The sequence below is a fragment of the Bacillus sp. FSL K6-0972 genome (genome assembly GCF_037976035.1).
Taxonomy (GTDB): domain Bacteria; phylum Bacillota; class Bacilli; order Bacillales; family Bacillaceae; genus Bacillus; species Bacillus haynesii.
The window spans coordinates 835,991-857,160 of the sequence record NZ_CP150260.1; the positions used below are offsets into that span (position 1 = coordinate 835,991).

General features: G+C 50.9%; 17 protein-coding genes and 2 pseudogenes. 12 read left to right on the plus strand and 7 right to left on the minus strand.

Annotated features, from left to right (window positions below; translation table 11 throughout):
• The first annotated feature begins 27 nt into the window (after positions 1 to 27).
• Positions 28 to 1,125 (plus strand): nitric oxide synthase oxygenase, encoded by a 1,098-nt coding sequence (locus MKX80_RS04160; RefSeq protein ID WP_234112729.1) that lies wholly within the window; start codon positions 28 to 30, stop codon positions 1,123 to 1,125.
• Positions 1,126 to 1,134: 9 nt separating this feature from the next.
• Positions 1,135 to 1,536, plus strand: a pseudogene (locus MKX80_RS04165) (glycosyl hydrolase family 18 protein); the annotation flags it as partial.
• Positions 1,537 to 1,579: 43 nt separating this feature from the next.
• Here the strand turns inward: MKX80_RS04165 and MKX80_RS04170 are convergent.
• From MKX80_RS04170 to MKX80_RS04180, 3 genes are all read right to left on the minus strand, one after another.
• The gene (locus tag MKX80_RS04170) at positions 1,580 to 2,218 is read right to left on the minus strand and encodes an SdpI family protein (RefSeq protein ID WP_154994200.1); all 639 of its coding nucleotides are present in this window, start codon (positions 2,216 to 2,218) and stop codon (positions 1,580 to 1,582) included.
• Positions 2,215 to 2,499 (minus strand): autorepressor SdpR family transcription factor, encoded by a 285-nt coding sequence (locus tag MKX80_RS04175; RefSeq protein WP_009329070.1) that lies wholly within the window; start codon positions 2,497 to 2,499, stop codon positions 2,215 to 2,217. Before MKX80_RS04175 ends, MKX80_RS04170 begins: the two co-directional genes overlap by 4 nt.
• Before the next feature lie 107 nt (positions 2,500 to 2,606).
• Positions 2,607 to 2,879 carry an acylphosphatase gene (locus MKX80_RS04180; protein ID WP_154994202.1) on the minus strand — a complete coding sequence of 91 codons (273 nt, stop codon included), beginning with the start codon at positions 2,877 to 2,879 and terminating at the stop codon, positions 2,607 to 2,609.
• 111 nt (positions 2,880 to 2,990) lie between these two features.
• On the opposite strand from MKX80_RS04180, the gene MKX80_RS04185 reads away from it, so the two are divergent.
• Positions 2,991 to 3,641, plus strand: coding sequence for an MOSC domain-containing protein (locus tag MKX80_RS04185; protein WP_268328251.1), 651 nt, complete (start codon positions 2,991 to 2,993; stop codon positions 3,639 to 3,641).
• A 40-nt stretch (positions 3,642 to 3,681) separates the two neighbouring features.
• On the opposite strand, the gene MKX80_RS04190 is transcribed toward MKX80_RS04185, so the two are convergent.
• The 4 genes from MKX80_RS04190 to MKX80_RS04205 form a co-directional block, all read right to left on the minus strand.
• Entirely contained in the window at positions 3,682 to 3,813 is a 132-nt protein-coding gene (locus MKX80_RS04190; protein WP_003179731.1) for a DUF2639 domain-containing protein, read from the minus strand.
• Between the two features lie 130 nt (positions 3,814 to 3,943).
• Positions 3,944 to 4,099, minus strand: coding sequence for a hypothetical protein (locus MKX80_RS04195; RefSeq protein WP_003179733.1), 156 nt, complete (start codon positions 4,097 to 4,099; stop codon positions 3,944 to 3,946).
• A gap of 83 nt (positions 4,100 to 4,182) precedes the next feature.
• Complete coding sequence (gene map, locus MKX80_RS04200) at positions 4,183 to 4,935, minus strand: type I methionyl aminopeptidase (RefSeq protein WP_268315875.1); 753 nt, start codon at positions 4,933 to 4,935, stop codon at positions 4,183 to 4,185.
• Positions 4,936 to 5,059: 124 nt separating this feature from the next.
• Positions 5,060 to 7,021: an LTA synthase family protein gene (locus tag MKX80_RS04205; protein ID WP_234112732.1), complete on the minus strand. Its 1,962-nt coding sequence runs from the start codon at positions 7,019 to 7,021 to the stop codon at positions 5,060 to 5,062.
• Positions 7,022 to 7,283: 262 nt separating this feature from the next.
• Between MKX80_RS04205 and MKX80_RS04210 the strand changes: the two genes are divergently transcribed.
• The 9 genes and pseudogenes from MKX80_RS04210 to MKX80_RS04250 form a co-directional block, all read left to right on the plus strand.
• Entirely contained in the window at positions 7,284 to 7,661 is a 378-nt protein-coding gene (locus MKX80_RS04210) for a DUF1992 domain-containing protein (RefSeq protein WP_154998112.1), read from the plus strand.
• 71 nt (positions 7,662 to 7,732) lie between these two features.
• Positions 7,733 to 9,145 carry a sodium:alanine symporter family protein gene (locus tag MKX80_RS04215; RefSeq protein ID WP_182069017.1) on the plus strand — a complete coding sequence of 471 codons (1,413 nt, stop codon included), beginning with the start codon at positions 7,733 to 7,735 and terminating at the stop codon, positions 9,143 to 9,145.
• 188 nt (positions 9,146 to 9,333) lie between these two features.
• The gene (gene treP / locus MKX80_RS04220; protein ID WP_154998116.1) at positions 9,334 to 10,746 is read left to right on the plus strand and encodes a PTS system trehalose-specific EIIBC component; all 1,413 of its coding nucleotides are present in this window, start codon (positions 9,334 to 9,336) and stop codon (positions 10,744 to 10,746) included.
• 74 nt (positions 10,747 to 10,820) lie between these two features.
• Positions 10,821 to 12,509, plus strand: coding sequence for an alpha,alpha-phosphotrehalase (treC, locus tag MKX80_RS04225; protein ID WP_182069013.1), 1,689 nt, complete (start codon positions 10,821 to 10,823; stop codon positions 12,507 to 12,509).
• A gap of 21 nt (positions 12,510 to 12,530) precedes the next feature.
• On the plus strand, positions 12,531 to 13,247 hold the full coding sequence (treR, locus tag MKX80_RS04230; RefSeq protein WP_154998121.1) for a trehalose operon repressor: 717 nt from the start codon (positions 12,531 to 12,533) through the stop codon (positions 13,245 to 13,247).
• Between the two features lie 106 nt (positions 13,248 to 13,353).
• Positions 13,354 to 14,046, plus strand: a complete 693-nt coding sequence (locus MKX80_RS04235) for an N-acetyltransferase (RefSeq protein ID WP_234112733.1) — start codon at positions 13,354 to 13,356, stop codon at positions 14,044 to 14,046.
• 126 nt (positions 14,047 to 14,172) lie between these two features.
• Entirely contained in the window at positions 14,173 to 16,479 is a 2,307-nt protein-coding gene (locus MKX80_RS04240) for an NTTRR-F1 domain (protein WP_339228006.1), read from the plus strand.
• 251 nt (positions 16,480 to 16,730) lie between these two features.
• Positions 16,731 to 20,657: an NTTRR-F1 domain gene (locus MKX80_RS04245; RefSeq protein ID WP_339228008.1), complete on the plus strand. Its 3,927-nt coding sequence runs from the start codon at positions 16,731 to 16,733 to the stop codon at positions 20,655 to 20,657.
• Between the two features lie 110 nt (positions 20,658 to 20,767).
• A pseudogene (locus MKX80_RS04250) lies at positions 20,768 to 21,112 on the plus strand (hypothetical protein); the annotation flags it as partial.
• Between the last annotated feature and the right edge of the window lie 58 nt (positions 21,113 to 21,170).

Below are 21,170 nucleotides of genomic sequence, written 5' to 3' on the forward strand. Positions count from 1 at the left end.
TCTGAAATCTGGAAGGAGAGAATCCGGTTGGAATCACATGAAGAATTATGGAGGGAAGCCAAGTCCTTCATTGAGCTCTGCTACGGGGAACTGTCGAAGTCCGAAGAAGAAACAAGGATGCGCTTACATAAAATAGACGAAGAAATCAGAGAAACCGGAAGCTATACACATACATTAGAAGAAATCGAACATGGCGCCAGAATGGCGTGGAGAAACAGCAGCCGCTGCATCGGCAGGCTGTTTTGGCACTCTCTTACTGTCATCGATCAAAGAGGCGTTCAAACCGAGGCAGAGGTGCGGGATGCGCTTTTTCGCCATATTCAGCTTGCGACAAACGAAGGGAAAATCAGGCCGTTCATTACGGTTTTCCCCCCGGAACAAAACGGACAAAAAAAAGTGTCCATTTGGAACCATCAGCTCATCAGGTATGCAGGGTATGAAACTGAGCAAGGTGTCATCGGCGATCCGGCGTCATTGGAACTGACAAAAGCGTGTGAAGCGCTCGGCTGGAAAGGCGAAGGTACGCCTTTTGACGTTTTGCCGCTTGTTTTTCAAATAGATGGCTGTCCCCCTGTGTGGTATGAGCTGCCTCGTGAAATCGTCAAAGAGGTCCGGATTGAACATCCGGAGATCGAGGGCTTCAAAAGTTTGAGGCTGAAGTGGTACGGTGTGCCGATTATAGCCGATATGAAGCTCGAGGTCGGAGGGATTCATTATAATGCCGCCCCGTTTAACGGCTGGTATATGGGAACAGAAATCGGAGCGCGCAACCTCGCGGATACAGACCGCTATAATGTCCTCGGAAAAGTGGCAACCATTATGGGACTTGACACGGAGCGGAATACTTCGCTGTGGAAAGACAAGGCGCTTGTTGAATTAAATACTGCGGTGCTTCACTCCTATAAAAAAGCCGGCGTCAGCATCGTTGACCACCATACTGCCGCAAGCCAATTCAAGCGGTTCGAGGAGCAGGAGGCTGAAGCGGGAAGGGAGCTTTCAGCAAGCTGGACGTGGCTGATTCCGCCGTTATCGCCAGCAGCGACACATATCTTCCACAGCTACTATGAAAATAAAACGCTTAAACCGAATTATTTTTATCAGGAAAAGCCTTATTTGAACGATTGAGAGGATCAATGGAGCGAGCCGGGATCTGTTGCCGGAATGAACTGGATCAAAAGCTCATTATCATATGAGGTGAAAACGATCAAAGCCGATAAAGTTATCATGGGCATCCCCTCATACGGGGATGATTGGGACTTAACATCCCGAAAGAACAGCAAATTGAAGCAGTGGAACGACATTCAGGCGCTTAAGAAAAAAGTGAAAGCTAAGCCTGTATACGATAAAAGATCGGGTTCGATGAGATTTTCTTATACAGATCAACACCAGCACTGCCATGTCGTTTGGTATGAAGATGAAAAAACGATTGCAGCGAAGAGCCGCCTGGCCATGCGATATAAAATCGCAGGCGTTTCCGTTTACTCGATGGGACATGAATCGGCCGCTTTTTGGCAGGCGGTGCGGAAGGGAATATAATAAAGGCTCCAAATCGGAGCCTTCTTTTTCATTTATTCTCATGTCAGCTTTTCATATTGATTTCTTTCCGGTACAAAACATAAGAATAAATATAGGGTGCGAAAACCGCTGCCAAAATAACCGGAAGCATGATTTCTGGACTGATTGTTAACAACCCGTCCGCAGCTATTAAAAGTCCTGCCAAAGTAAATACTTTTGCCGCAAATCTGTGGGTTTTTTTCCAGATTGAATCGCTGCTCAATGTCCAAGGGTTTTTGATCCCGAAAAAAAAGTTGGAGCGGATTCTCGGGAGGTAATTGCCTATGACGATGAATAGAGCGCCTACAAGAACCGGCACGATGCTGCCCGCCGGCAGGTCATACCCGAGCCCGGTCATGATAACAAGCACGTTGATCAGAGAAAATATAAGCAGCATGGCATTGATGAGAATGTAATAAGTCTTCGAAAAAAGCTGATAGTTTTTTCTGCGCGGATCGATTTTTGGCGTTAAGAACATCAACACATACACAAAAACGAGCAGCCCGGTCATGATAAGCATTGCTTCCATTTTTGAAGCATAACTGTCGACTTCTCCCGAAAATGACCAATGAATTGGAACTTGATCGGAAATGTGCGGATAAGCGATGGCCCACATGATTAGATTCATGGCGATTATAGCGAGCGAAAAGATGTGTTTTCTCATTTTGCATCCCCTTTATCTTTGCCGGCTTGTTCAGTAAAACTGAAAGCCCAGCCGATGATTTCTTGAAACATTGTAGTGTTTAGCGAGTAGATGATGTATTGGCCTTTTTTTTCATCTTGAATTAATTCGGCCTGTTTTAAAATTTTTAAATGCTGAGAAATACTTGGTTTAGACATTTGAAACTGGTCAGAAATTTCACCGGCGGTCATATCCCGGTCCTTCAGCAGGTTCAAAATCTTTCTTCTCGTCGGATCAGCTAGAGCTTTAAAGGTTTGATTCATATTCAGCATCCTTAGAATTCAGTATTTAGTTATTTAACTAAATACTAAAATAAAAGAGACATTTAGTCAAGATCCATTAAAAAAATCCGCCATTTCTGGCGGATTTCTCAATAGCTGATATTAAACTTTTGGAATCCGTTAATCTCTTTGGATTCTTCCACATTCACGTCCGTTACTTTTGAGAAGGGACTTCCTTTTTGAATTGCTTTTAAAAATTGCTTCAGGCTTTCCTCAGGTCCCTCGGCGCGAATTTCAACTGTGCCGTTGTCGCGGTTCCGGACCCAGCCGGTCAATTTGTGTTTATCTGCTTCCATTTGAACAAAATAGCGAAATCCCACGCCCTGAACGCGTCCGTCTACAATGATTCTGTATTGAAGCATCGAGAACACCCCTTTTCTTTTATGCTACCATATTTCCCATTTTGAGATCATGGGATAGACATGCTTCGAATGAATCGTTAAAATATGAAAATAAAGGAAGGGCGTGAGGTTTTGGAAAATCAGGAGTATGAAATTTTATCTATTCATGTAGGCCGTCCGCGTACATACGAATTCGACGGGAAACAGGTGGAAACGGCAATCGTAAAGGAGCCTGTCGGCGGACCTGTATATTTGAGCCGTACGAATTTTGAAGGGGACGGGCAGGCAGATCTGATTCACCACGGGGGAGAGGATAAAGCGGTTTGCGTCTATCCGGCGGATCACTATATGTATTGGGAAAGCGTCTTGAAGCGGAAGCTGCCAGAGGCCGCTTTTGGAGAAAACGTGACGGTTAAAGGGCTGACCGAAAAGGATGTGTGCATCGGCGATATCTTCAAGCTGGGGGAGGCTCTTGTTCAAGTCAGCCAGCCGCGCCAGCCTTGTTTCAAGCTTGCCAAACGGCTGAATCAAAAAGATATGGTGCTAAAAGTGAGGGACACTGGGTACAGCGGATTCTATTTCAGGGTTCTCGAAGAAGGAATTGTTGCGCCCGATTCCCGGCTGCAGCTCGTTTCAAGAGATGCGCATGAAGCCACGGTATCGTACGCCAATCATTTGATGTATCATGACAGAGGCAATCACGCCGCCATTCGGAAGATCCTTGAGGTTGAAGCGCTTTCGGAAAGCTGGAGAAGCTCATTTTTAAAGCAGCTGAGCGCATAAAAACAAGCCGTGTCCGAAGAGGAACACGGCTTTAACATGTTTATTTTTTGACGCTTTCAAGCAGGTTGGCCAAAAAGTGTTTTTTATAGCTTTGAAGCTTTCTTCCTTCATACTTCGTCATTCCCAGCTTTTTCAGTTCTTCTACATACCAGCCTTTGCTTCCGTAATGCATGGCAGAAAACTCCCTTCTATATTTCGATGCAATTGGCATTCTAACATCTATAGAAAAACGCTGAAAAGGGATAGGCGGCAATTTTTAAAAACTGAGTCTTTCGTCGTAGTTTGGAAGTTTGAGACAGGCGTCAGCCGTGTGTCAAACTGGTGACGATCATCACAATGATCGCGATGCTGAGAACGATTCCGATATATTTTAAGAAGCCGTTCTTTTTTTTATGAGCATATACGATTAACAGGATGCTCTCGATGAAAAAGATCAGCCCGATGATGGCAAACAGCATGCGGTAAAGCTCCTTTCGGCACAGTTTGTCTTTTATTTTAGCATAAAAGCCCGCGCTTCTATGAGCCGGGCTTTTTCACGTAATCAGTCAAGCTGTGTTAAAATGATCGGTTCGTTTTTCGTGATGACGATCGTATGCTCGATCTGCGCCACAAAGCTGCCGTCAGGCGTTTTAAATGTCCAGCCGTCTCCGGCTTCGATGGTATGCTCGGCTTTTGTGGAAACAAACGGCTCAAAGGCGATGACGGTTCCGTTTTTAAAGAGCGCATTATCAAACGGGTCATAGTAATTTAAGATATGGTTGGGCGCTTCATGGAGGTTCTTTCCAATTCCGTGTCCCGTCAGGTTTTTAATAACGGTGAATCCGTTTGCTTTTGCTTCATTGTATACGGCTCTGCCGATTTGGTTTTGTTTCTTGCCGGCGCGCGCCTGCAATAGCCCCTTTTGAAAAGCGTTTTCCGCAGTTTGGCAAAGCTTGTGGAGCGTTTCATCGCCTTTTCCGAGTACAAAAGAAATCCCCGTATCAGAATAGTAGCCGCCAAATTCAGCGGAGATGTCGATGTTGATCAAATCCCCTTCTTTTAAAATCGAGGATTCGCTTGGGATGCCGTGAGCGACTTCATCGTTCACACTGATGCACGTCGTTCCTGGGAAATCGTATTCTTTTTCCGGAGCCGATGCGGCGCCATGGGCTTCAAGCACTTCTTTTCCGATGAGATCCAGCTCTTTTGTGCTCATGCCGGGTGCTGCTTTTGCCTTCATTTCCTCCCTGGCTAAAGCGACGATTCTGCCGATTTTCTTGAGCCCTTCCAGCTCTTGGTCATTCGTTACAATCACAATTCATTCCCGCTTTCTTTTTTTATATTCCATTTCAAGCTTACCATATCTGCTTGCGAAAAAGGAACAGAGCGGCTTCAAGACCAAAAAAGCACCCGCTTTTAAATAAGCGGGTGCTGTCTGTTTATTGTCCGGAATCTGATTTCGTTGTTTGCGCCGCATCAGATTCTGATGTTTTCGGATTGTGGTTCGTATAGTCGTAGTCGCTCGGATTGATCGCTTTGAAGCCTTTCGGTTTATAGAAGCGCAGCAAATCTCCGTCGACGATTTTATCCGACATTTCGAGTTCTTTTTTCACGGACTCTTCGATGTTCGGATCGATGTCTTTTTCGTTCAGAAGCTCTCCTGTTTTCGTGTCATAATAGTTTCCGTTCGTTTTCGTATATTCCGGAGAAACGAAATCGCCGTTGCGGAACGGAATAATTTCACGGTGTTCCGGTGACAGAAGGTCTGAACCGCTCATCAGGTAATCTTTCGTATTCACGCCCATCAAATGAAGCAGAGTAGGGGCTACATCGACTTCGCCGCCGTATTTATTGGATTTGATTCCCTTGACCCCAGGCGCATGGATGAACAGCGGTACCTTTTGCAATTGGGCGTTTTCATATGGTGTGATGTCTTTGCCCAATACTTTGGCCATCGCTTTGTTGTGATTTTCTGAAATTCCGTAGTGGTCCCCGTACATGACGACAATCGTATTATCATACAGTCCGGCTTTTTTCAGGTCGTTGAAGAATTGTTCAATCGCCTGATCCATGTAGTTGGCCGACTGGAAATAATGGTCAACGACGCTGTCGCCGGTATCGCCGGCAGGGAAGTCTGTATCGCCTTCATCCATCTCGAACGGAAAATGGTTCGAAAGGGTGATAAACTTCGTATAGAACGGCTGTTTCAGGCTTTTCAACAGCGGCATTGATTCTTCAAAGAACGGTTTATCTTTCAACCCGTAGTTTTTCGTTTTATCTTCGCTCATATCGTAATACGTAGCGTCAAAGAATTTGTCATAACCGATGGCTTTATACATTTCATTGCGGTTCCAGAACGTTTTGTAGTTGCCGTGGAATGCCGCTGATGTATAGCCTTGAGACTTCAAAATGGCCGGAGCCGACTGCAGCGTGTTTTGCGCTTTATTAATGAACACTGACCCTTGTGATAAAGGATACAGCGAGTTGTCCATCATAAATTCCGCGTCAGACGTTTTACCTTGTCCTGTTTGGTGGAAAAAGTTATCGAAATAAAATGTTTCATTGTCGTGTGCCAGTGAATTTAAGAACGGCGTGACTTCCTTGCCGTCGATCTTGTAGTCGATCGCGAACGTCTGAAGTGATTCCAGTGAAATGTAAACCACGTTCATGCCTTTCGCTTTTCCGAAGTATTCGGCATTCGGCTTATCATGATTGGCTTTAATATAGTTCTCTACTTCCGTCACGTCGCTGGAGCTTGCCAGTGCGCGCTGGCTGTTTGACTTGATATTCTGCACCGCATCATAGATTGTGAAGTTGTAGGTTCCCAAATATTTCACAAGGTAATTGCGGTCAAAAGAACGGGTCAGAAGCTCCGGACGATCAATCTCGGCAACGGCCAGGTTGACGAGGAAGACGAGGATGCTTGTTCCCATCACAATTTTAAACGGACGCTTCGTTGTTGTTTCAGAAGGTCTGTTATAGAAAACGGCCAGCCCGATTAAAATAAAGGTGTCGATGAAATACAGAACATCAAGCGGGTGCATGAGCGAGAAGATGCTGTCCCCGAGCTGCCCCCCGTTTGTTTTTGCCTGCATGATCGTAGGCAGCGTAATAAAGTCGCTGAAAAATCTGTAGTATACGACGTTCGCATACAGCAAAAAAGACATTAAAAAATGAATCACTATAATCGCTGTCTGCTGTATTTTTTTCTTGAACAAGAGTCCCAATCCAAGAAAGAACAAGCTTGAGCTAATCGGATTCACAAAAAGCAAGATCTGTTGTACTGTGTTGGTTATTCCTAAATTAAATTCAATTACATACGCAGCATAAGTTTTAAGCCATAGCAATATGGCGGCTATCAGGAAGAAGGCAAGACCTCTTTCCTTAATAAATCTTTTCAATTGTTACACTCCTTTTTTCCGGATCAGTATAAAACCATCGGAACGAAAGAAAAAAACGAATGTATAAAATATACCATGAAATACCGATTTAGAAAAGCGGAAACCGGCCTTGTGAAAAAAATCGCAAAACCCCCGGTAAATCAGGGTTTTACAGCTTTAAAAAAGATATTTGGGAATATTTTACGCTTGTCTTGCATTGGCGGGAACGCATCTTTATGGCAGACTGTTGTTAGTATATGAACGAAAAGGGAGGATGTAGACCATGGATTTTTCGAGCATCGTTTCTGAAGACAAGATTAAGCGGGCCATTAAGGACGGCGAATTCGAAGGGCTTCCGGGAATGGGAAAACCTTTGAAAAAAGACGAAGCCGCCCATGTTCCAGAGCATCTCCGCATGGCTTACCGGGTGATGAAAAACGCCGGAATGGCAGAGGATGAAGGCGCTTTAAAGAAAGAGCTGATGACGATTGACGACTTAATCGCAAAGTGCGCGGACGAAGGCGAGCGCGAGCGTTTAATTGAGAGAAAAACAGAAACCCGGCTCAGGCTCGACAGGCTTGCCGACAAAAAAGGCATGTTTTCCAAGCCTGCCTCAGCGTTTTATAAAGAAAAAGTGTACCGGAGGCTAGAGCGGAAATAAAAAGCGCTAAAAGGAGGTTTATTTCTCCCCTGTAGTGGTATTGACCCATAAACGAACAAAAGGGTGATAGGATGGAACGATTATTGAATTGGGTTGAATACATATCAGATTGGCTGTGGGGGCCTCCGCTCATCATACTGCTGACAGGGACAGGAATCTACTTAACGATCCTGCTGAAATTTTTTCAATTTCGCTATCCTCTCTATATCTTTAAGCAGACGATCGGAAGCGTCGGCAAAAAGCCGAAAGGAGAAGGGACGGTTACACCGCTGCAGGCTTTGACATCGGCTCTCAGTTCAACAGTCGGCGCCGCCAATATCGTCGGTGTGCCTGCGGCCATCATGTTCGGCGGTCCGGGAGCCGTTTTTTGGATGTGGCTGGTCGCGCTGTTTGCCATGGCGATCAAGTTTTCGGAAAGCGTCCTCGCCGTCCACTACAGAGAAAAAAATGAAGAAGGCGAATATGTCGGGGGACCGATGTACTACATTACAAAAGGGCTCTCCATGAAATGGCTCGGCGTCTTTTTTTCGGTAGCGCTGATGATCGAGCTCGTTCCGAGCATTATGGTGCAGGGAAATTCGGTTTCCGCATCATTGGCTGAGACGTTCTCGTTCAATCGTTTATACACCGGAATCGGGATTGCTTTTTTGATCGGTTTAGTGGTGATCGGAGGGATTAAACGGATTGGAAAAGTGACAGAGCTGGCGGTTCCGCTAATGGCAGGGGCGTACATCGGGGCCGGTTTCCTGATTGTCGTCATGAACCTTTCTTCTGTACCCGCATTTTTCTCTCTCATCTTTTCGAATGCGTTTACATCTTCTTCGGCATTCGGCGGCTTTGCAGGTGCGGCAGTTGCCGAAACCGTCCGCTGGGGGTTTGCCCGAGGCCTTTATTCCAACGAAGCCGGGATGGGGACGGCGCCGATCGCCCACGCGGCGGCGATGACCGACCACCCTGTGAGACAGGGATTCTGGGCGGTGATCGGCATCGTGGTCGATACGCTGCTGATATGCACGACAACCGCCTTCGTCGTGCTCGCATCAGGCGTCTGGACCGCTGAAAACGCGGCGAGCGATCCGGGAGCACTGGCTGCAGCCGCATTCCGCAGCTATTTCGGCCCTGTGGGCGGATACTTCGTCTCTGTCTCGCTCGTTTTCTTTGTCTTATCAACGATCACAGTGGTCATTTTTTACGGGGTAAAACAAGCTGAATTTCTGTTCGGACGGCTCGCGGGGCATATGATTAAATTCGTCTATCTGGGCGCCGTCATCATCGGGGCTGCCGGAGGAGCAAAGGCGATATGGGGATTCCTTGATCTTGCGCTCGTTTTCATTCTTCTTCCGAATATTTTGGCGGTGCTGCTCTTGAGCAGAAAAGTAAGGTCTTTATATGATGAGTTTTTTACATCAGAAAAGTATTATTTGAAAGACATCGGTCAGCAGGACGACGCTTATGAACGTGATGAAAAAGTGAACAATTTATGATCACAGCCGGTTGTTCCCGGCGAATAAATCGGAGGAAGCCTTGCTGTCCTTCGTTTTATGAAGGGAACGGCCGGGCTTTTTTTATTTTTGAAAGCGCTATAAAAATATGTTGACTACTTGTATATACAGGAATACAATATATGTATAACATGTATATACAAGTTATAAGAGGAGAAGGAGGGATTGGAATGACTGATTTAAATCAATCAGCGCGACGGATTGTCGATGCTGTCGGCGGTGCAGACAACATAGCAGCGGTAACCCATTGTGTGACGCGTCTGCGATTTGCATTGCTCGATGAAAGCAAAGTCAATCAAGAGGTGCTGGAGCAAATAGATGTTGTCAAAGGATCGTTTTCAACTAACGGCCAATTTCAAGTGGTGATCGGCCAAGGAACGGTCAACAATGTATACGCGGAGCTGGTGAAGGCCACAGGAATCGGCGAATCATCAAAAGATGATGTCAAGAAAGCCTCAGAGAAAAATATGAATCCTTTACAGCGTGCTGTGAAAACGCTTGCAGATATTTTTATTCCAATATTGCCGGCGATTGTCACTGCCGGACTGCTGATGGGAATCAACAATATCCTGACGGCGCAAGACATTTTCTTCAGCGGAAAGTCGATCGTTGAAGTCTATCCGCAATGGGCGGATCTCGCCAATATGATTAACTTGATCGCGGGCACGGCTTTCGCATTTCTTCCCGCATTAATCGGCTGGTCGGCCGTCAAGCGGTTCGGCGGAAATCCGCTGCTCGGCATCGTGCTGGGCGTCATGCTTGTGCACCCTGATTTGTTAAACGCTTGGGGATACGGGGCTGCGGAGCAAAGCGGAGACATTCCTGTCTGGAATTTATTCGGTCTGGAAGTGCAGAAGGTCGGCTACCAGGGTCAGGTGCTTCCCATTTTGCTCGCATCTTATTTGCTGGCAAAAATAGAGCGCTTTTTGACAAAGCGGACGCCTGAGAGCATTCAGCTCCTTGTCGTGGCACCGATTACGCTGCTTGTCACAGGTTTTGCTTCATTTATTGTCATCGGACCGATTACGTTTGCAATCGGAAATGTCTTAACATCAGGCCTTATTGCTGTCTTTGAACAATTCGCCTTGCTTGGCGGACTGTTATACGGCGGACTGTACGCCGCTCTCGTCATTACCGGAATGCATCATACATTCCTTGCCGTTGACCTTCAGCTGATCGGCTCAAAGCTCGGCGGAACATTTTTATGGCCGATGCTCGCGCTGTCTAATATTGCACAAGGTTCAGCCGCGCTTGCGATGATGTTTATTGTCAAAGATGAGAAGCAGAAAGGTCTGTCTCTGACATCCGGAATTTCAGCTTATCTCGGTATTACCGAACCGGCATTGTTCGGGGTGAATCTCAGGTACAGATTTCCGTTCGTGATCGCGATGATCAGCTCAGGGGTTGCCGGGATGTTCATTTCCTCGCAAGGGGTTTTGGCAAGCTCAGTCGGCGTCGGCGGTGTACCCGGAATTTTCTCTATCATGAGCCAATACTGGGGAGCGTTTGCGATCGGGATGGCGATCGTGCTGATCGCGCCGTTCGCCGGAACATATCTCTATGCAAAATTAAAAATGAAATAAGAGAAGGGAGAGGGGCGTGCATATTTGCCAGCCCTTTTCCCATTTCATAAAGAAGAAAACGGTGGTGTTGAAAAGTGGAAATAAAAGAAAATCCATGGTGGAAAAAAGCAGTCGTCTATCAAATTTATCCGAAAAGCTTTAAAGATACAACAGGAAACGGTGTCGGCGACATTCGCGGCATCATCGAAAAGCTCGACTACATCAAGGAGCTCGCCTGTGACGTCATTTGGCTGACGCCGATTTATCAATCGCCGCAAAACGATAACGGCTATGACATCAGCGACTATTACAACATTCATGAAGAATATGGAACAATGGCCGACTTTGAAGAGCTTCTTGAAGAGGCTCACAAGCGCGGCATAAAGGTGATCATGGATCTTGTCGTCAACCATACATCAACAGAGCACAAATGGTTTAAAGAAGCAGCGTCCGGAAAAGAAAATCCGTACCGCGACTTTTATATTTGGAAGGACATGAAGCCGGACGGTGCTCCGCCGACAAACTGGGAATCGAAGTTCGGCGGCTCGGCGTGGGAGTTTCATGAAGAGACCGGACAGTATTATCTCCATCTCTATGATGTCACACAGGCGGATTTGAATTGGGAGAACGATGAAGTCAGAAAAAAAGTGTACGAGATGATGCATTTCTGGTTTGAAAAAGGAATCGACGGCTTCAGACTTGATGTCATCAATGTCATCTCAAAAGACCAGCGTTTCCCTGATGATGATCAAGGGGACGGGCGCAGATTTTATACGGACGGGCCGAGGGTTCACGAGTTTTTGAATGAAATGAACAGGGAGGTCTTTTCAAAATATGACAGCATGACGGTCGGGGAAATGTCATCGACCACAATCGCAGATTGCATCCGGTATACAAACCCTGAAAGCCGGGAGCTCGATATGGTGTTTAACTTTCACCATTTAAAAGCCGACTATCCAAACGGGGAAAAATGGGCGCTTGCGGATTTTGATTTTCTAAAGCTGAAGAAGATTCTTTCTGAATGGCAGACTGAAATGAATAAAGGAGGCGGGTGGAACGCATTGTTCTGGTGCAACCACGACCAGCCGCGGATCGTCTCACGCTACGGCGACGACGGAAAATACCGCAAAAAGTCTGCGAAAATGCTGGCAACCGCGATTCATATGCTTCAGGGAACGCCATATATTTACCAGGGAGAAGAGCTCGGAATGACCAACCCGAAATTCGATGACATCTCTCTTTACCGGGATGTCGAGTCTCTCAATATGTACCGTCTGCTGAAAGAAGCAGGAAAGCCGGAAGCTGAAATCATCGAAATCCTGAAAGCGAAGTCTCGCGATAATTCGCGGACGCCGGTGCAGTGGAACGGTGAGGAAAATGCCGGGTTTACGACGGGGACGCCGTGGATTCCGGTGCCTGACAACTACAAAGAAATCAACGCAGAAGAAGCGCTCAGCGATCCTGATTCGATTTTCTACCATTATAAAAAGCTGAATGAGCTCCGCAAGGAATTCGATATCATCACAACCGGCGATTATCAGCTGATTCTGGAAGACAATCAAGAGCTTTATGCGTATTTGAGAAACGGAGCGGATGAAAAACTGCTGGTGATCAATAATTTTTACGGGAAAGAGACCGAGTTTCAGCTGCCGGATGATATTGATATTGAAGGCTATGATGCCAAGGTTCTCATTTCCAATGACACTGATCTTCCCGAGTCATTTAAACGCTTCAAAGTGAAACCATATCAATCGATTGTTTATCATCTTGCCAAACCATGCTAAACTAAGCGTGGTGGTAAAAAAATGAAGATCAACAAGTATATGATGATTTACAAACAAATCGCAGAACAAATCGATCAAAGCATACTGAATGCCGGAGATATCCTGCCGTCTGAAAACGATCTTGCCGAACAGCACGACACCTCGAGGGAAACCGTTCGGAAAGCGCTGAATGTGCTTGCTCAGAATGGATATATTCAAAAGATTAAAGGAAAGGGATCAGTCGTGCTGCACAGGGAGAAAATGCAGTTCCCGGTTTCCGGTTTGGTCAGCTTTAAGGAGCTTTCAGAAACGCTTGGCAAAGAGACAAGCACGACGGTCCACGAGTTCGGCTTGACGCATCCGGATGCATATATTCAAAAGCAGCTTCGTACTTCCGGAGATGAAGAGGTATGGCGGGTCGTCAGATCGCGGAATATCAACGGAGAGCGCATCATCCTGGATAAAGACTATTTTATCCGCAAGCATGTGCCGCTCTTAACGAAAGAAATATGCGAGGACTCGATCTACCAATACCTTGAAGATGAATGCGGGCTCGCCATCAGCTATGCCCATAAGGAAATTGTTGTCGAGCCATGTACGGCAGAGGATCAAGAATATTTGGATTTGAACGGATACGAGCACATTGTGGTTGTGAAAAATTTTGTTTTCCTTGATGATACGACCTTGTTTCAATATACGGAAAGCAGACACCGCCTTGATAAATTCCGGTTTGTCGATTTTGCAAGAAGAGAAAAGTAGCACGGTGCGCCTGACGGCGGCCGTGTTTTTTTATGAAGCCGTTTCTCATTACGTCCGCATTGAATATGCTACAGCAGGTGTAAATGAGAAATGGAGGATGTAAGCAATGATTCATGAAACCGTAAAGATCGGAAAGAACGTAGTATTGGGAGAGCACGCTGTTATTGAAGAAAATGTGGTCATTGGGGACAACGTAACAATCGGTCATCATGCCATTATTAAAAAGGATACTCAGATCGGCAGCGGGGTCAAAATCGGCGATTTGGCTGTCCTTGGCAAAGCGGCTTCTTCAAATAAAAAAATGGCCCGCCAGCCGAAGCAGACAGGAGCGCCTTTGCGGATAGAAGATGATGCCGTAGTCGGAGCGAGCGCTGTTATTTACCGGGACGTGCTGTTGGAACAAGGCGTCTTCGTCGGGGACATGGCGAGCATTCGCGAAAATGTCGCGATCGGCAGAGAAAGCATTATAGGACGCAACGCAATGGTTGAAAACAATACTAGAATTGGAAAGAGAGTGACGATTCAAACAGGCTGCTATATCACTGCCGATATGACGATCGAAGATGAAGTGTTTATCGGTCCCTGTTGTTCCACATCAAATGATAAATATATGGGAATGGGAAACTATCCATATCAAGGTCCAACCATTAAAAAAGGAGCGAAAATCGGGAACAACGCAACATTGCTGCCGGCGGTCGTCATCGGGGAGCATGCGGTCATCGGAGCGGGCGCTGTCATTACAAAAGATGTTCCCGCAGGCAAAACGGCTGTGGGCAATCCAGGCCGGTTGCTGAAATGACGGTTTTTCAAACTTAGCCGTGTTATTTAACGTGACTGCATAAAATGAATGATCATAGGATATAGAGCTTCGATATCAATTAAAGATCTTGCAGCCAAAAGATGAAAAGGAATTGGAGGTGGAAAAATGTCCATTCAAAACGCGGTGATGAACGGGGGGTTTGAGACAGGTACCTTCTCGCCTTGGGTAGGCGTAAACGCATCTGTTACAAGCCAGTTTTCGCATTCAGGTTTTTTCTCTGCGAGATTTCTTGGCGGAACAGTCACATCATATATTGCTCAATTTGTTCCGGCCAGGGTTGGGGAAGGAAGCGAATTTCTTGTTTCTCTGGCAAGAGAGGGATTTCTCCCGGCCCCTTCTGTAACGATACAGGTTACTTATTTTGACAGCCAGTTTAATTTTCTCGAATACGGGTTATTTGCCATTGTGCCGTCAAGCAGAATACCTGCAGCCGAAAATGGGACATGGCTTGAAGTCTATCAAACAACCTCACCTGCTCCCCCTGGCACCACCCAGGCATTCATTTTGATCAACAACATTCCGCAGGCGGGAACTGCAAGCGTGCTTGTAGATGATGTTGCTCTATTGAGTGTTGAGGGTGGAGGAGGTCCGACGGGAGCGACAGGAGCGACGGGTCCAACGGGAGCGACGGGTCCAACGGGAGCAACAGGAGCGACGGGTCCAACGGGAGCAACAGGTCCGACGGGAGCAACGGGCCCAACAGGAGTCACCGGAGCGACGGGTCCGACCGGGGCAACAGGAGCAACGGGAGTCACCGGAGCGACAGGTCCGACGGGAGCAACAGGAGTGACGGGTCCAACCGGAGCCACAGGTGCAACAGGAGTCACCGGAGCGACGGGTCCAACCGGAGCCACCGGTCCGACGGGAGCAACGGGCCCAACGGGAGTCACTGGAGCGACAGGTCCAACCGGAGCAACAGGAGCAACGGGAGTCACCGGAGCGACAGGTGCGACGGGTCCAACCGGAGCCATAGGTGCAACAGGAGTCACCGGAGCGACGGGTCCGACGGGAGCCACCGGTCCGACAGGAGCAACGGGCCCAACAGGAGTCACCGGAGCGACAGGTCCAACCGGAGCAACAGGAGCGACGGGTCCAACCGGAGCCACAGGTGCAACAGGAGTCACCGGAGCGACAGGTCCAACCGGAGCAACAGGAGCAACGGGCCCAACAGGAGTCACCGGAGCGACGGGTCCAACCGGAGCCACAGGTGCAACAGGAGTCACCGGAGCGACAGGTCCAACCGGAGCAACAGGAGCAACGGGCCCAACAGGAGTCACCGGAGCGACAGGTCCGACGGGAGCAACAGGAGCGACGGGTCCAACCGGAGCCACAGGTGCAACAGGAGTCACCGGAGCGACAGGTCCGACGGGAGCAACAGGAGCGACGGGTCCAACCGGAGCCACAGGTCCGACGGGAGCAACGGGCCCAACAGGAGTCACCGGAGCGACAGGTCCGACGGGAGCCACCGGTCCGACAGGAGCAACGGGCCCAACAGGAGTCACCGGAGCGACGGGTCCGACGGGAGCCACCGGTCCGACAGGAGCAACGGGCCCAACAGGAGTCACCGGAGCGACGGGAGCAACAGGAGCAACAGGAGCGACGGGAGCAACAGGAGCAACAGGAGCGACAGGAGCGACGGGAGCAACAGGAGCGACAGGTCCGACAGGAGCGACAGGTCCGACAGGAGCGACAGGTCCGACGGGAGCAACCGGAGCCACAGGTGCAACCGGAGCCACAGGTGCAACCGGAGCAACAGGAGCGACAGGAGCAACAGGAGCGACAGGAGCGACAGGAGCAACGGGCCCAACAGGTGTCACCGGAGCGACAGGTCCAACCGGAGCAACAGGAGCAACGGGAGTCACCGGAGCGACAGGTCCGACGGGAGCAACAGGAGCGACGGGTCCAACCGGAGCAACAGGTGCAACAGGAGTCACCGGAGCGACAGGTCCAACCGGAGCAACAGGAGCAACGGGCCCAACGGGAGTCACTGGAGCAACCGGTCCAGGAAGTCTGTTGGGAACACCGGCGCAGTCAACTGACACTGTATCACTCACAGTTGGAACAGAAACACCAATTCTAACGACAACTGTTACCTCTTCAGCCGGACAGAATATAAAGCTCGATTCTATGGCTGAAGTAGATATTATCATAGGGCCAGCTACTACTTTTGAATATAGTATAATTTTTACTTTATATAGAAATAACGGCGCTATCGCGCAAGTGTCTGTTGATTCTCAGGATGAAAAATCGGCAGGTTCAGTTCGTGTATATGGTGATGTTCCTAACCTTACATGGATTGATACACCAGGTGCAGGCACACAAACTTATGAGGTTAGAATTAATGTAACAGGGACTAACCTTTTGGCAGCCAACGTTAATACGAGAGCGCTAAATGCTGTAATATTTGACTGATTGTAAAATGAAGAGTCCCCTTTAAGTTTTCATAAAGCTTAAAGGGGGTTTTTTGTTTTATTGATAGAAAAGATTCTAAGGATATTATGGATTTTATCGATTAGATAATTATAAAATTTATCTTTTATAGCGATTGGCGTTATAAAAATTCAAAGAAATAGAGTTTTATCCAAACGGTATACATAGATATTTCATATTTTGTTTGAGGGATATTATTATCTCAATTTTTGAGAAAGGGTGGTGAAACTTGATTGCCCATTGAGAATCGAATAATAAATGGAGGGTTCGAAACCGGTTCTCTGCCACCGTGGACAGGATTTAATGCCGTAGTTACTTCTAATTTCAGCCATTCAGGGATTTATAGCGTTAACTTAGTAACTTCATCGATTGGTATCTTAGCTCAGAGCTTTCTGGTTAACCCGGGAGAGAATTTTGAATTTGTTATATCTATTTCAAAAGCTAGCAGCGCTCCTAATCCTGCGATTGTAATAACCGTAGATTATTACAACTCCTCTTTTAACTTTTTGTCGCAGGGATTAAGTTTAACAATTCCAGTAAACCGTCTATCTGCAGTAAATGTTTGGAATGAAATATATGCTACAACGAATATTGCTCCTCCTGATACCGCTATAGGGGTGTTAACTATTCAAAAACTTCCTCTTAGTGGGGGGGCACCAATACTAATTGATGATGTTGCAATGATAACAATTGATCAACCAGGAGCGACGGGTCCAACAGGAGCGACGGGTCCAACGGGATCAACAGGAGCGACAGGTCCGACGGGAGCTACTGGAGCCACCGGTGCAACGGGACCAACCGGAGCGACAGGAGCCACAGGAGCGACCGGAGCCACCGGTGCAACGGGACCAACCGGAGCGACAGGTCCGACCGGAGCCACTGGAGTAACTGGACCAACAGGTCCGACGGGAGCCACGGGATCAACAGGTGCAACCGGAGCGACGGGTGCAACGGGAGCCACCGGAGCGACAGGCGCAACGGGAGCGACAGGTCCGACGGGAGCCACGGGATCAACAGGTGCAACCGGAGCGACGGGTGCAACGGGAGCCACCGGAGCGACAGGTCCGACGGGAGCCACGGGATCAACAGGTGCAACCGGAGCAACAGGAGCCACCGGAGCAACAGGAGCCACCGGAGCCACCGGAGCGACAGGAGCAACAGGAGCAACAGGTCCAACAGGATCAACCGGAGCGACAGGTCCGACGGGAGCAACAGGAGTAACTGGACCAACAGGAGCCACCGGAGCGACAGGTCCGACGGGATCAACAGGTGCCATCGGAGCCACGGGAGCCACCGGAGCAACAGGAGCGACGGGACCAACCGGAGCGACGGGTCCAACGGGAGCCACCGGAGCGACAGGAGCAACAGGTCCAACAGGATCAACCGGAGCGACAGGTCCGACGGGAGCCACTGGAGTAACTGGACCAACAGGTCCGACCGGAGCCACGGGATCAACAGGTGCAACCGGAGCGACGGGTCCAACGGGAGCCACCGGAGCGACAGGAGCCACAGGTCCGACGGGAGCCACCGGAGCGACAGGAGCCACAGGTCCGACGGGAGCCACTGGAGCCACAGGTGCAACGGGAGCGACAGGAGCCACCGGAGCGACAGGCGCAACAGGAGCAACAGGAGCAACAGGTCCAACAGGATCAACCGGAGCGACAGGTCCGACGGGAGCAACAGGAGTAACTGGACCAACAGGAGCCACCGGAGCGACGGGTCCAACGGGAGCCACCGGAGCGACAGGTCCGACGGGAGCAACGGGTCCAACGGGAGCCACCGGAGCGACAGGCGCAACAGGAGCCACAGGTCCAACAGGAGCCACCGGAGCGACGGGTCCAACGGGAGCCACCGGAGCGACAGGCGCAACTGGAGCCACAGGTCCGACAGGAGTCACGGGATCAACAGGTGCAACGGGAGCCACCGGAGCGACGGGTCCGACCGGAGCAACAGGAGCCACTGGAGTAACTGGACCAACAGGTCCGACCGGAGCCACGGGATCAACAGGTGCAACCGGAGCGACAGGTCCAACGGGAGCCACTGGAGTAACTGGGCCAACAGGTCCGACAGGAGCCACGGGAGCGACTGGCCCAACAGGTCCGACGGGAGCCACCGGAGCGACAGGTCCAACCGGAGCAACGGGAGCGACAGGTCCGACGGGAGCCACTGGAGTAACTGGACCAACAGGTTCAACAGGAGCAACAGGAGCGACGGGTCCAACGGGAGCCACCGGAGCGACAGGAGCAACAGGTCCAACGGGAGCCACAGGTGCAACGGGACCAACCGGAGCGACAGGTCCGACAGGAGCTACTGGAGCCACAGGTCCAACCGGAGCCACGGGCCCAACGGGAGCCACGGGTCCAACGGGAGCAACAGGTGCAACGGGAGCAACAGGAGCGACAGGTCCAACCGGAGCCACAGGTCCAACGGGAGCCACTGGAGTAACCGGAGCAACGGGAGCGACCGGAGCCACAGGTCCGACGGGAGCCACGGGAGCGACAGGAGCCACAGGTCCGACGGGAGCCACTGGAGCCACAGGTGCAACGGGAGCGACCGGAGCCACCGGAGCGACAGGCGCAACAGGAGCAACAGGTCCAACAGGATCAACCGGAGCGACAGGTCCGACGGGAGCCACTGGAGTAACTGGACCAACAGGTTCAACAGGAGCAACAGGACCAACCGGAGCCACAGGTCCGACAGGAGCTACTGGAGCCACAGGTCCAACCGGAGCCACTGGAGTAACTGGACCAACAGGTCCGACAGGAGCCACGGGATCAACAGGTGCAACGGGAGCAACCGGAGCGACGGGTCCGACCGGAGCGACAGGTCCGACAGGAGCTACTGGAGCCACAGGTCCAACCGGAGCCACTGGAGTAACTGGACCAACAGGTTCAACAGGAGCAACAGGACCAACCGGAGCCACAGGTGCAACGGGACCAACAGGAGCCACTGGAGCAACAGGAGTAACCGGAGCCACAGGAGCGACAGGAGCCACGGGATCAACAGGTGCAACGGGACCAACCGGAGCGACGGGTCCGACCGGAGCAACAGGAGCCACTGGAGTAACTGGACCAACAGGTCCGACAGGAGCCACGGGAGCAACAGGAGCGACCGGAGCCACAGGTGCAACAGGTCCGACGGGCGCAACCGGAGCAACTGGACCAACAGGTCCGACGGGAGCCACGGGAGCAACAGGTCCAACAGGTCCGACAGGAGCCACGGGATCAACCGGAGCGACAGGAGCCACCGGAGCAACGGGAGCGACGGGACCAACAGGAGCGACAGGTCCAACCGGAGCAACGGGACCAACAGGAGCGACAGGTCCAACCGGAGCAACGGGAGCCACTGGAGTAACCGGCCCAACAGGTCCGACGGGAGCCACTGGAGTAACCGGCCCAACAGGTCCGACGGGAGCCACCGGAGCAACGGGAGCGACAGGTCCAACAGGTCCAACCGGAGCAACCGGAGCAACAGGTCCGACCGGAGCAACTGGAGTAACTGGAGCAACAGGTCCGACCGGAGCGACCGGCCCAACCGGAGCAACGGGAGCAACCGGAGCCACTGGAGTAACCGGAGCCACGGGTCCAACCGGAGCAACGGGACCGACAGGAGCAACAGGGGCAACCGGAGCGACAGGTCCGACCGGGGCAACGGGACCAACAGGAGCAACCGGAGCGACAGGTCCGACGGGAGCAACGGGTCCAACGGGAGCCACCGGAGCGACAGGCGCAACGGGAGCAACAGGTCCGACAGGAGCCACGGGATCAACAGGTGCAACGGGACCAACCGGAGCGACGGGTCCGACCGGAGCAACAGGAGCCACTGGAGTAACTGGACCAACAGGTCCGACCGGAGCCACGGGAGCAACAGGAGCGACCGGAGCGGGCGCACCGGAGCCACAGGTCCGACGGGAGCAACGGGAGCCACAGGAGCAACTGGACCAACAGGTCCGACAGGAGCCACCGGAGCAACGGGATCAACCGGAGCGACAGGAGCAACAGGTCCAACGGGAGCCACAGGTGCAACGGGACCAACCGGAGCGACAGGTCCAACAGGTGCAACGGGACCAACTGGAGCGACAGGTCCGACGGGAGCTACTGGAGCGACAGGTCCAACGGGAGCCACCGGAGCCACAGGTCCGACGGGAGCCACTGGAGTAACTGGACCAACAGGTCCGACCGGAGCCACGGGAGCAACAGGAGCAACCGGAGCGACGGGTCCAACGGGAGCCACCGGAGCGACAGGTCCGACGGGAGCCACTGGAGTAACTGGACCAACAGGTTCAACAGGAGCAACAGGACCAACCGGAGCCACAGGTGCAACGGGACCAACAGGAGCCACTGGAGCCACAGGAGCAACAGGAGCGACAGGAGCCACGGGATCAACAGGTGCAACGGGACCAACCGGAGCGACGGGTCCGACCGGAGCAACAGGAGCCACTGGAGTAACTGGCCCAACAGGTCCGACGGGCGCAACGGGAGCAACAGGAGCGACCGGAGCCACAGGTCCGACGGGAGCCACAGGAGCAACTGGACCAACAGGTCCGACGGGAGCCACGGGAGCCACAGGTCCAACAGGTCCGACAGGAGCCACGGGATCAACCGGAGCGACAGGAGCCACCGGTGCAACGGGAGCCACCAACCGGAGCAACACCAACAGGAGGAGGTCCGAGC